Genomic DNA, 12,253 nt, shown 5'->3' with positions numbered 1-12,253 from the left:
TAAAGAGAACAACAATGAACAAGATTGCCCAAAAAGTTCTAGAAACCACAGTTGAGTTCTCTGCTCCTGTCACGGCAAACTCGCCGGAACTCCAACAGCTTTTCGATTTTATCGCTTTGGGGGCTGCCGAGCGGGATCGCGATCGCATCCTTCCTTTCGACGTTATCGAACTGCTCCGTCGTTCGCGACTGGGTGCATTGCGAATCCCTATTGCTGAAGGAGGTGGTGGTAGTACCGTGCGGGATCTGTTCGAGGTCGCGATTCGATTGGGAGACGCCGATCCAAACGTTGCTCACATTCTGCGGAATCACTTCACTGTCATCGAGCGGATTTTGCGTTCCGAGCGCAGCGAAAGAAATCGTCGGTGGTTAAAGGCAGTCGTTGATGGAGCATTTTTTGGATTTGCTGGGAGCGAACTGGAAGTCAAGCGAGCCGGGAGCGGCACAGTGGTGAATACAAAATTGACACCTGATGACGGTGGCTATCGTTTGAATGGAGCGAAGTATTACAGCACTGGCAGCCTTTATGCAGACTTCGTAGCTGTGCGTTTGTTAGTACCTGATGGGACTTCAGCAACTGCCATTGTACCAACCAAACGAGAGGGGGTTGAGCTTGTAGACGACTGGGATGGCTTCGGACAAAGGCTGACGGGGACTGGAACAACTGTATTCACAAATGTACGCGTAGAGGCTGATGAAGTGGTGTTTGATACTGACCCAGATAACAGTCTCCTAACCTACAATGCTACCGTCCCGCAGTTGTTCCTCACTGCAATTAACGCTGGTATTATTCGCAATGTTCTCCGCGACGCAATTAACCTCGTCCACAAACGACCCAGAACTTTTTACCATTCTACAGCCGAGCGAGCAGCAGATGACCCGCTCATACAGCAGACAGTCGGTCAAATTGCTGCTAATGCCTTTGCCGCCGAAGCGATCGTCCTATGCGCCGCTGACGGTCTCGATGACATCATTACCGCACGAGCCAAAGGCAAGGATGAATCAGCCGCTTCTCTTGAGGCTTCTCTGCGGGCAAGCAAGGCAAAATTGGTTGTTGATGAACTGACACTGCGCTCAACTACTTTGTTATTTGAAGTGGGTGGAGCTTCCACAACGAAAAAGGCTTACAATTTCGACCGTCACTGGCGCAATGCCCGCACCTTGTCCTCACACAACCCTGCTTCCCTCAAAGCTCGCGCAATCGGCAACTACGAAATTAATGGCACACCTCTGCCAACAGCCGCATTTTTTTAAGGCAGAAGCTCCATTGACTCGGGTTGAATTCAGAGAAGCGAAGGAAGCTCTAAATCTCGCTTCCTTTAGATACTGCTATCACATAAATTACCCAGTCATTTCAGCTGTCGCTCGACCGGAAAAGTCTTTCTGGGAAATTAAATTATTATCACATTATCTTAAGTCACCATAATACAGAATTCGGATTCTTACCGTGAGTGCTTTCAATTCCAGTAAGGTTCAACCGCAGGCAGAATTATCCAGTCAATCTCTAGTCCTCGTCGATCTCAGTGCCAGAATAAAGCGATCGCCTTGGCGTGAAGTATGGGATTTATGGCGTGGGCGACTGCTGAGAGTGGCAAGCCCAGTATTGATTACCATTCTTTGGCAGACAGTCTCTATGTTTGGCATCATTCCATCTGAGATCCTCCCGTCGCCGACAGATATTTTAGCGGCTTTTGGAGAGTTGATCGGGCTCGGCGAGCTACAAGATGCACTACCGACTTCGTTATCTCGTTCTCTGACAGGGCTGGCGATCGGTGGAAGCATTGGTCTGGTGCTCGGATTGTTCGCTGGTTTGTGGCGTGTTGGGGAAGAAATTTTCGATGCGCCACTTCAGATGTTGCGGACGATCCCATTTATCGCCCTCGTGCCGCTCTTCATCACTTGGTTTGGCATTGACGAGACAGCTAAAATTATTGTCATTACTGTTGCCACTATCTTTCCTATCTACTTAAATACTTACGCCGGTGTTCGGGGTGTCGATCCCAAACTCTTAGAAGCTGCCACCGTCTTTGGGCTCTCTCGCCGGCAGGCAGTGCGGTATGTCATCCTCCCAACCGCATTACCTTCTATTCTGGTCGGTTTACGCTTTTCTGCGGGAACATCCTTACTGGCGCTGGTTGTAGCCGAGCAAATCAATGCGCGATCGGGTATCGGCTATATCCTCAACAATGCCAATGCAAACCAACGCTCCGACATCATAATTGCTGGCATCATTGTTTATGCAGCACTTGGGATCGCCAATGATATCGTGATGCGTCTGCTCGAGCGGCTTGCACTACCTTGGAGGCCAAACATTGTCCTTAACTAATTACACGCACGCACCAGCTAAGATTAGCACCTTACATGCCGTTGAACTTACCGACGTTCGTCGTGTCTTTGGCAAGCGGGCTGTCCTCAATGGCATCAATCTGACAATTCATCAAGCAGAATTTGTGGCAGTGCTTGGTCCCTCTGGTACTGGTAAAACTACATTGCTGCGTCTGCTATCCGGTCTCGATCGCACCGATAGCGGCTCGGTGCGAGTAGCCGCAAACCGCTCAGTTGTTTTCCAAGAACCTCGGTTGGTTCTTGCCAAGCGAGTCTGGGAAAACGTAGTCCTGGGAAGCCAAGGACGTGCTGCACGGCGGGATGCACTGCAAGCTTTGGAAGAAGTAGGTCTTCGCAACCATGCTGATGCATGGCCCAAAACCCTCTCTGGTGGAGAAGCTCAACGGGTGGCTCTTGCCCGAGCTTTGGTAAGACAGCCGAGTTTGTTGCTTCTCGATGAGCCATTTGCTAGCCTCGATGCTCTAACCCGCATCAAAATGTACGAACTCGTGGCCCAACTCTGGGAACGCCACCATCCTGCTGTTGTTCTTGTCACCCATGATGTTGATGAAGCAATTCTGCTGGCGGATCGCATTCTGGTACTGGCAAATGGGTCTGTTAATCTCGATCTAACAATTGACACGGACAAACCTCGCGATCGCGCAGATCCCGCCTTTGCAGCGCTCCGCGTCCGTCTGCTTGCAGAACTTGGCGTTGCTCCAAACCACGCCAAACCACCCACTGAACCGATCCAAAACGCAGTCATATCAAACTGGAGATCCGATCGTGAGATTTAGCCGACGAGAAGTTTTTTTATCCCTTGGCGCAATCACTGCGGGAGCGATCGTTAGCTGCCGCGACCTCCGCCAGAGCGATAACCGTGTCAATTCATCCATAGCAAGTTCTGTAAGTTCCAACTCAGGTCGAGTCAAACTAATTGTCGGACAACAGGATAATGCCTTACAAGAAACTGTAGCCGCATCTGGGGTGTTGGAGGGATTAACCTTCGATCTGCAATGGGCAGTTATTCCCGGTCCTGCCGCTCAGTTGGCTGCACTCTATTCTAAAGCCATTGATGTTGGTTTGGTGGGTGATACTTCACTGATTGTAGAGCAAGGGCGTGCAAAAATTGAATGGACGGAGGAAACCGCTCCCCTTCAAAACGTGGCTTACAGGAAGAATCCCGGTCCGGAATACCGAGCAACCATCACGGCTGTACGCAACAGTGCCAATATTAAGACACTAGCAGATTTGCGAGGCAAGAAATGGGTCTCGAATTTTGGTGGTATCAATTATTTCATGTATGTCTTGTCGCGTATTAAAGCGGGGCTAAAGGTCACCGATATCAATTACATAGAACTTGTTGACGGATCTGCGGCTGGTGCTGCATTCAAAGCAGGGCGTGCTGACGTGTTTTCGGGAAGTATTGGCACGATTAAGGAAGCTCTAGACAGTGGTGAAGCCCGTATTTTGCTTCATGCAGAGGATTTAGGAATGCTTGCTGCTGGTGCTTTCACAGCCCGTAGCGATGTCATTCGCGATCCAGATAAAAGCAAGGCGCTGGCTGATTTCTTCGAGCGAGTCCGCAAACACTATGACTGGTATGCCAAAAATCTCGATGTCGTCGAGAAGATTTACGTTGAAAAACGGAAGCAGAAGCTTAAATTAGCAAAATATTTCGCAGCACAAGATTTTGCAGCATTCATTCCAATTGATGATGATATTGTCAAACGTCAGCAAGGTCTTGCTGATAGGTTGTTTCAAGCGGGAGAAATTCCTAAAAAAATCAATGTGAATGTACATCACAGCCGAAAGTTCAATTCGGCAACGACATTATCAGCCTGAAATTACCGATCGGTATTTACGGTATGGAATATTTTCTCCTATAGCTTAGCAGGTAGTTTTTTAGTCGTTCCGACTATCTCAAAGGAATCAAGACAATGACAGATCGTCACCAACTACACCTGAATCTGCTGTTTAATAATGCTGGTAACTACAGCTCGGCTTGGCGATGGCCTGATAGCGATCCCGGAGCTTTTGCAGACATTCAATATTATGTGCGTACAGCACAGCTGTGCGAGCGCGGCACTTTCGATGCGATTTTTTTAGCCGATCATCCTGCCCTTGGCGAATATTCTGAGTACCGTCCATTTCAATCGCTAGAACCAACCATCGCTCTAGCAGCAGTGGCATCTGCTACCGAGCGCATCGGTTTAATCGCCACCGCATCGACTACATACAATGAACCCTACAATATTGCCCGTCGCTTTGCGACGTTAGATCGTGTAAGTGGTGGGCGTGTCGGCTGGAATGTTGTTACAACAGCCAACCCTGAAGCCGCATATAACTTCGGTCAGACTGATGTCATTTCCCATGATACGCGCTACGAGAGAGCAGGAGAATTTACCGAGGTTGTACAAGCCCTCTGGGATAGTTGGGAGGATGACGCATTTATAGGTGATAAGGCATCTGCACGCTTTATCGATCCCTCTCGCGTCCATCCAATCAATCATAAAGGTAAGTATTTTTCAGTACAAGGGCCGTTGAATGTACCGCGATCGCCACAGGGTCGGCCAGTTTTGGTTCAAGCGGGTGGTTCGGATGATGGTCGAGACTTGGCAGCGAAATATGCCGAAGTCGTTTTTACTGCAGCTCAATCGTTACCACAGGCAGTTGCCTATAGTAATGATTTACGCAACCGTGCCCGCAAATTTGGGCGATCGCCAGATGCCATTGTTATCTTACCCGGTCTTGTCACCGTCATTGGTAGCACGGAAGCTGAAGCAAAGCGCCGCGAACAAGAACTTTGGGAATTAGTACCGATAGAATACGGTCTGGGTAGGTTAGCTAATATACTTCAAGTCGAGCCAGAGGTTTTAAAGTTAGACGAGCGTTTGCCTGAAAATTTGCCACTACCTGTGAATAGCAATCAAACTATGTTCAAAGTTGCAGTTGACGTTGCTAGGCGTGGCAATCTCACCGTGCGCGAGTTGATTAAAGCTCTAGGCGGTGGTGGTACAATGCATCGCATTGTCGTTGGCACTCCAGAACAGGTGGCAGATTCCATTGAAGAATGGTTCTTGTCAGGTGCAGTTGGTGGCTTCAATGTGGTGCCAGACGCAATCGCTTCAGGGCTAGAAGTATTCGTCGATTTTGTAGTACCGGAACTGCGCCGCCGGGGTATTTTCCGCACTGAGTATAAAGGGCGCACCCTGCGGGAGCATTATGGGTTGGAACGCCCGCAGAGCCGATATGCTCGTGAAAACCGTCAAGCTGTTCCAGCCTAGATCGTATTTGAGAAAAGCACCGAAATCGGACTGCTTCACAAGTTGCAAACTTTACATATTGGAGATAGAAACAATGATTAAGAGTCTAGAAAAAGTTTCAAATACCACAATTCAGTTTTCGACTCCTCTGACAGCAAACTCGCCGGAACTCCAGCAGCTTTTCGACTTTATCGCTTTGGGGGCTGCCGATCGCGATCGCAATCGCATCCTTCCTTTCGATGTTGTCGAACTGATTCGTCGTTCGCGGCTGGGTGCATTGCGAATTCCTGTTTCCGAAGGTGGTGGCGGTAGCTCAGCACGGGAACTGTTTGAAGTCGTCATTCGATTGGGAGAAGCTGACCCAAACGTTGCTCACATTGTGCGGAATCATTTCTCCGTGACGGAGCGTATTTTGCGTTCCGAGCGCAGTGAGAGGAATCGTCGATGGCTGAAGGCGGTTGTTGATGGGGCGATTATTGGACTTGCTTCAACCGAACTAGAAGTTAAACGAGCTGGCGGTGGCGCGGTGGCGAATACGAAATTAACACCCGATAACGACGGTTATCGTCTAAACGGGACGAAGTATTACAGTACTGGTAGCCTTTATGCAGACTTAATTTTCGTGCGAGTACTAGCACCTGACGATACCATAGCGATCGCACTTCTGCCTACCAAACGCGAAGGAATTGAGCTTGTGGATGATTGGGACGGCTTCGGACAAAGGCTAACGGGTACGGGGACTACGACATTCACCAATGTTCGCGTGGAAGCAGATGAAGTATTTTTTGAGACAGATACAGACAAAGATAACTCACCTTACAACATTGTCCCACAATTGTTTCTGACAGCAATTAACGCTGGCATTATTCGCAGTGTTTTGGAGGATGCAAAAAAGCTCGTCCATACCCGACCTCGGACTTTCTACCATGCTGTAGCCGAGCAAGCAGTTGACGATCCACTCTTGCAGCAGACTGTCGGTCAAATTGCAGCCAACGCCTTTGCAGCCGAAGCGATCGTGCTACAAGCAGCCGATGCTCTCGATCGCCTAGACGGTGCTCGTTCCGAGGGAGAGGAATTTGAGACAGCAGTGGCACTAGCAGCTTCTCTCAGTGCAGCTAAAGCCAAATTGATTGTTGACGATCTATCGCTACGCTCAGCCACCCTGTTATTTGAAGTGGGTGGAGCTTCAACAACAAAACAAAGCTACAACTTCGATCGCCATTGGCGAAACGCACGTACTCTAGCATCGCACAACCCTTCTCATTTTAAAGCTCGTGCGATCGGAGACTACGAAATCAACGGCACGCCACTGCCACAGAGAGGATTTTTCTAAGGGCACAACATCTAACTGCATAGTTACTTGACGTATCAGGATGCGCGTGAGACACATTATGAAACAAATGCACCTTGTCGGCTTTATGCACTCGTCCCATGTAGTTCTCAGCCACGGTATATGGCGACATCCCCAGACCGAACTGGGTTTTTTGGGACCAGAATTTTATCAAACAATTGCCCAAACTCTGGAGCGTGGCAAGTTCGATATGGTGTTTTTTGCCGATGCGCTAGCATTTCCCGATGAGTGCAAGATTTTACCTGCTATTACACCATTTATTGGCGAGACCACCTGCGATCGACAGATGTGGGTGAAACACTATTGCCAATCGTGAGACCATTAGCTGAGGTAGGAAAATGACTAATGAACGTGATAAGGGAACACCAGAGGGCGGGGAAAGGATTCTCCGCGTCCCCCCTTCTTTACGTTGCCGTGTTTCTTCTTGGAAAAAACTTGTTTTATTTTTTACCGTTGTCTTTGGTTCGGGCTTTCTGGCAACGGCATGCGATACAGGTAACAATAATCAATCCACTACTGCATCTGCTGGAAATCAACCTCAAACTGCACTAGTCAATCAGTCTGCCAAAAATGGAAATCAAACCACTATCAAGATTGCTTACGTCAAGTGGGCATTGCTCCCCATTGTTAGAGAACGCGGTACGTTAGAAAAAGAACTAGCTTCTCAAAATATTCAGATCGGTTGGGTAGGTCCTTTCCCTAATTTTGCGCCACTTTTAGAAACATTAAACGCACGGAGTACAGATATTGCTTCTGGCGGAAGTATCCCGGTAATTACAGGATTGGCAGGTGGTGCAGATATTTGCTTGCTTGCATATCGTCCTCCAGATGTCAAGTCACAAACCATTATTGTGCCCAAAAATTCTCCTGTTCGCCAGGTTACCGATCTAATAGGTAAAAAAGTTGCAGTGAATAAGGGAGGTGGCGGTGAACTTCTACTTCTGCAAGCATTGAAGCAGGCAAAGATATCAGAAAACAAAGTTGAGCGAGTTTATCTGGGGCCAACTGATGCTCTACCTGCTTTGCTGCAAGGACATGTAGATGCTTGGTCAATTTGGGACCCAGGACTTTCAACGGCGGAAGAAAAGTATGGAGCACGTCGAATTCTACAGAACAATCCTGCTCCCAGCTATGGAGTTTATGTAGTTCGTCGCCCGGTATTAGCCGAACATCCTCAAGCCGTGAAAGCTATTTTAGATATCTTCAAAAAAGAAGGAGATTGGGCAACGGAAAATCCCCAACAATCTGCCACCATTTTAGAAAAAGCCATGGGGCTATCTCCGGCTGTCATCAAACGAGTGGTTGCCAACCGACCTCCTGAAAAAGTACTGCCTTTAGAATCGAAAGTCATTGCTGATATTCAAGAAGTTGCTGATTGGATGGTGGAACAAAAAGTAATTCCCAAGCGGATAGATGTAGCTTCGGCAGTCTGCCCAGCAACAAATTAGCAAAGGAACTGGATTATAGATGCGAGGCTGAACCCTTATAACTTTTTAGTATAAACGATTACTTTGATAGAATCAGGTGGGCATTGCCCATCAAAGCTTTCTTGATTGTTAAGTGTTGTCTTTATATACCTGGCTACGATGTCCGATTTCCACAATGCTTATCAATAGAACATTATCAAAAATATCGTATATAATGCGATAGTCACCTACTCTAATTCGATAAGAATTTTCTTTACCTTGTAACTTTTTAACTCCGTTAGGACGTGGTTCTATTGCTAAGTCATCTATTTTGATTTGTATGCGATCTTGCAATTCTTGAGATAGTTTTCTAAACATTTTTCGCGCAGCTTTTGTGAATTTAATTTCGTAAATCACGCTACGTCCTTTTTTCTTTCAGCAGCAATTTCCTTTTTAATTTCATCCCATGCGATAAGACTATTATTTTCTATATCACTTTTAACAGCATTATAGGCTCTTAAATCGTTCTCCTCCTCTTCTGCTTCGATTTTTTGTAGGAATGCGTAAATTTCATCTAAAGTACTATCGTAAGCTTGATTTAGCAGTATGTTGATAGCTTTTATTATTTCTTGTCTTTCGTGTTCTGTTTTCATGTTTATACCTCTTCTAAAGTTTCCTACAGTTTACTTATTTTCATCCGTAGAAATTCCTTGTTTAAGTATATCTAATTATTTGACTAACTGTTAAACTGCTTTTACAGGAAGAAATCCACCTGCTTGCATTTTCCATAACCTATAGTAAGCACCGCCGCGTGCCAAAAGTTCGGCGTGGGTACCATCTTCGACAATGCGACCGGCATCGAACACCAAAATGCGGTCTAGATGGGCGATAGTAGACAAGCGATGAGCCACTACAATGGTTGTTTTATTGTGCATCACTGAATCTAGGGTATCTTGGATTGCTTTTTCGGTAATCGAGTCGAGGCTAGAGGTGGCTTCATCTAAAATCAGGATTGGTGCATCTTTGAGAATGACCCGAGCGATCGCAATACGCTGTCTCTGTCCTCCTGATAGTTTAACACCGCGTTCTCCCACCATAGAATAATAACCCTCTGCCATTGGCACGATAAAATCGTGAGCATAAGCCTTAGATGCTGCTTCAAAAACTTCTTCATCTCTTGCTTCGAGTCGCCCATAACGAATATTTTCTAGTAACGTGCGATGAAACAGAGATGGATCTTGAGGAATTAAGCTGATCTGCGAGTGGAGGGCATCCTGAGTCATATCTCGAATATCGACTCCATCTATGAGAATTTGTCCGGATTGGGGGTCGAACAACCGCAAAATCAAATTGACAAAAGTAGATTTACCAGAGCCTGAGTAGCCCACTAGTCCCACACGTTGACCGGGTTCAACGATCACAGAAAGGTTGTGGAATACTTTTTTCTCAGTTGAATAGTTAAAATTGACTCGCCGAAATTCAATACGTCCCTGAGTAATTGAATGGGCAATGGCGTTCTCGCGATCGACCAACTCGTGAGGTTGAACAATAGTGCAGACACCATTAGCAATATTACCAATATGTTCAAAGAATTCTAGAAATCGTTTACTTAAATTACGAGCTTCACTGATGATCAACAGCGACAAACTAGTGGCTACTACGAAGTCAGCAGCAGCAATTTTGCCTTGACTCCAGAGGTAGAGCGAGTAATACAGAGTGCCGATTTTTAGAATAGCTGCTGAAATAAACTGAAACCAGCGGATTCGCTCCGAGTACCAGTTTGACTTTCTTACCTCTTTGAGTTCGTACTTTAATCGCTCATTCAAATAGCGTCGTTCAAAACCCAAACGAGCAAACAGGCGGCTACTTGTGAGATTTGTTACAGAATCTACGATAATGCCAGTTGTGTCACTTCTTGCAGCGGCAGCTCTTCGAGAGTGAATTCGGCAACGAGTTGCTAACCAAAACGAAATGCTGATGAAAAGAACTGCCCATATCCCCACAAGTGCAGCAAGAGGAGGATAGGCGCGATAGAGTAATATTACTGAGACAGTATATACAATGATGACTGGCATGAATTCAGTAATCATCATTTGCATCGTTTGCGTCACACCCAGAGAGGTTTCGCTAATACGATGTGCCAATGCCCCAGCAAAACTACTGCTCAGATAGCGATGCGAATGTTGCTGCAAGTATGCATATAGGGAGCGGACGATTTGCTGTCGGTGGATCGGGTGGAGGAGAGTCTGCACAAGACCAGCCGATCGCCCGAATACCACTTCACCTATACTCAAAGCGGTGAACAATATCAGAGGTTGTCTCACTGCATCAAAAATGGGTCTGGTGTCGCCCGTAGATCGCGTTACGCTTCGGATAATCTCGCCAATGGCATAAGGTAGCATGATACCACAAGTCGCGTGTATCACCTCCAAAATTACCATTGCCACATACCACCAACGGAACTGGTTAACAAAATAGCAAATGAACCTGAAGGGTGTTGATGGCAGAGGTGGCGCACCGGCAGCACGTTGGAACGGTTGAGGTGAACGTGGTCTTTTGATAAAAAAACGGCCATCGCGTCGTATCACTTCAGTTTCTCCCTAACATCATCATTACAATCTGCTAGTATTTCACTGATTTCAGTGAGTTTGCTAATACGTTCCATTCTTTGAGAAGTATCCTTCAACTTGACACAATATCGATCGAGCTAGATCCCAAGCATTCAGATTTTTTTGGGGCGATCGCATCCATTTCAAGATTGATACTTTTCATCTACGATTGACTTGAAGAATATAGGGAATTTCATTCAGTTCATTGATAATTGCATCTGCTTCTTTTGCCTCCATCCAGTGTGGACTCCGTTTCCAAATCGCCATCATCCCAGCATTCTTTGCCCCGATGATGTCCGCTTCAGGATGATCTCCAATAAAAACGCTATCCTGGGCTGTCACTCCTAATCGATTTGTGGCTCTCCGAAAAATTTCAGGTTGGGGTTTTCTGACTCCTTCGACTTCCGAAATCAAGATGACATCAAAGTAGTCTCGAATTCCCAATCCATCAATCGCACGAGCTTGAAAATGCCCCAATCCATTAGTGACGATCCCTAACAAATAGCCGTGCTGTTTCAACCCACTCAGCGTCTCCTTAAGGAAATGAAATGAAACGCAATGAAACTGAAACTGGGTTTCGTAGTCTTCAAGTAATTCTTGCCAACCGATCCCCATAATTGCAAATTCTGAGACCAAATCTTGATAAACCCTATCTTTCCAAATATAACCGTGGCAATCTAGCTCGAGGAAGCGAGTGATGTAAGTCGCTTTAGGAATGTGATTTAAGTGGGCAATCAACCTATCGTACTGTGCTGTGATAAATTCCTGAATCGAGGTATCGCGATCCAGCAATGTTCCATCTAAATCGAAAAGAACTGATTTCACCATTGATTGAATCACTCAATACGATGGGCTTGTTGTTCGATTGGTAACCGACGCATTAGAATAACATTCATTCCTCTGAAAATGTAGTTACTAAATCGCTTACGCAATAAGTCTGGAACCTCAATCGGTGAAACTTCTTGAAACCCTACTTGTTGATAGAACGATTTCAAATGCTGCCACGGAATACAGTAACAAACTCGCTCGGCGAGTTGCTCGGTACAGACTTGAAGTAGCTGCGTGCCAACACCCTGACGCTGAAACGGAGCTAATACCTGCATACCCCGAAGCACAAAGAACTTAATATTTGGACACAAACGTACTGCACCAACAATTCTCTCCTCCCATTGAGCAATGAATATTAAGGCTTCCTCACTGAGATCGCCTCCATAACCACACCGATTGTAAAAAGCTTTAATGTTTTCAGCATCATGCAATTTTGCTTGGCTAATTTTTAGCATATCGCTCTATAAAA

At 46.4% G+C, this 12,253-nt stretch carries 13 protein-coding genes; 8 read left to right on the top strand and 5 right to left on the bottom strand.

All coding sequences use genetic code 11. From position 1 onward, the window contains the following. The first annotated feature begins 14 nt into the window (after window positions 1-14). The 8 genes from AB0756_RS20910 (at window position 15) to AB0756_RS20875 (ending at window position 8,389) form a co-directional block, all read left to right on the top strand. Complete coding sequence (locus tag AB0756_RS20910; RefSeq protein ID WP_038074350.1) at window positions 15-1,253, top strand: acyl-CoA dehydrogenase family protein; 1,239 nt, start codon at window positions 15-17, stop codon at window positions 1,251-1,253. 379 nt (window positions 1,254-1,632) lie between these two features. Beyond that, complete coding sequence (locus AB0756_RS20905) at window positions 1,633-2,325, top strand: ABC transporter permease (protein WP_082051928.1); 693 nt, start codon at window positions 1,633-1,635, stop codon at window positions 2,323-2,325. Continuing rightward, on the top strand, window positions 2,312-3,121 hold the full coding sequence (locus AB0756_RS20900) for an ABC transporter ATP-binding protein (RefSeq protein ID WP_050046623.1): 810 nt from the start codon (window positions 2,312-2,314) through the stop codon (window positions 3,119-3,121). The genes AB0756_RS20905 and AB0756_RS20900 overlap by 14 nt, the downstream gene beginning before the upstream one ends. Beyond that, window positions 3,111-4,169 carry a type 2 periplasmic-binding domain-containing protein gene (locus AB0756_RS20895; protein WP_050046622.1) on the top strand — a complete coding sequence of 353 codons (1,059 nt, stop codon included), beginning with the start codon at window positions 3,111-3,113 and terminating at the stop codon, window positions 4,167-4,169. Before AB0756_RS20900 ends, AB0756_RS20895 begins: the two co-directional genes overlap by 11 nt. Window positions 4,170-4,264: 95 nt before the next feature. Then, window positions 4,265-5,611, top strand: a complete 1,347-nt coding sequence (locus tag AB0756_RS20890) for an LLM class flavin-dependent oxidoreductase (protein ID WP_038074347.1) — start codon at window positions 4,265-4,267, stop codon at window positions 5,609-5,611. Window positions 5,612-5,684: 73 nt separating this feature from the next. Continuing rightward, window positions 5,685-6,923, top strand: coding sequence for an acyl-CoA dehydrogenase family protein (locus AB0756_RS20885; RefSeq protein ID WP_038074343.1), 1,239 nt, complete (start codon window positions 5,685-5,687; stop codon window positions 6,921-6,923). Window positions 6,924-6,981: 58 nt separating this feature from the next. Then, the gene (locus AB0756_RS20880; RefSeq protein ID WP_202048675.1) at window positions 6,982-7,257 is read left to right on the top strand and encodes a hypothetical protein; all 276 of its coding nucleotides are present in this window, start codon (window positions 6,982-6,984) and stop codon (window positions 7,255-7,257) included. A 22-nt stretch (window positions 7,258-7,279) separates the two neighbouring features. Beyond that, complete coding sequence (locus AB0756_RS20875; RefSeq protein ID WP_050046620.1) at window positions 7,280-8,389, top strand: aliphatic sulfonate ABC transporter substrate-binding protein; 1,110 nt, start codon at window positions 7,280-7,282, stop codon at window positions 8,387-8,389. Window positions 8,390-8,497: 108 nt separating this feature from the next. On the opposite strand, the gene AB0756_RS20870 is transcribed toward AB0756_RS20875, so the two are convergent. From AB0756_RS20870 to AB0756_RS20850, 5 genes are all read right to left on the bottom strand, one after another. Next, a complete protein-coding gene (locus AB0756_RS20870; RefSeq protein ID WP_038074337.1) occupies window positions 8,498-8,764 on the bottom strand; it encodes a type II toxin-antitoxin system RelE family toxin in 267 nt (88 codons plus the stop codon). Beyond that, on the bottom strand, window positions 8,761-9,000 hold the full coding sequence (locus tag AB0756_RS20865) for a hypothetical protein (protein WP_038074335.1): 240 nt from the start codon (window positions 8,998-9,000) through the stop codon (window positions 8,761-8,763). The genes AB0756_RS20870 and AB0756_RS20865 overlap by 4 nt, the downstream gene beginning before the upstream one ends. Before the next feature lie 90 nt (window positions 9,001-9,090). Next, window positions 9,091-10,935, bottom strand: a complete 1,845-nt coding sequence (locus AB0756_RS20860; protein WP_237265987.1) for an ABC transporter ATP-binding protein — start codon at window positions 10,933-10,935, stop codon at window positions 9,091-9,093. 180 nt (window positions 10,936-11,115) lie between these two features. After that, window positions 11,116-11,784 (bottom strand): HAD family hydrolase, encoded by a 669-nt coding sequence (locus AB0756_RS20855; RefSeq protein ID WP_038074332.1) that lies wholly within the window; start codon window positions 11,782-11,784, stop codon window positions 11,116-11,118. Window positions 11,785-11,792: 8 nt separating this feature from the next. Next, a complete protein-coding gene (locus AB0756_RS20850) occupies window positions 11,793-12,239 on the bottom strand; it encodes a GNAT family N-acetyltransferase (protein WP_038074329.1) in 447 nt (148 codons plus the stop codon). Window positions 12,240-12,253 lie beyond the last annotated feature (14 nt).

The organism is Tolypothrix campylonemoides VB511288_2 (assembly GCF_045999855.1).
GTDB lineage: Bacteria > Cyanobacteriota > Cyanobacteriia > Cyanobacteriales > Nostocaceae > Scytonema > Scytonema bouteillei_A.
This window is presented reverse-complemented; position numbering and strand designations above follow the sequence as displayed.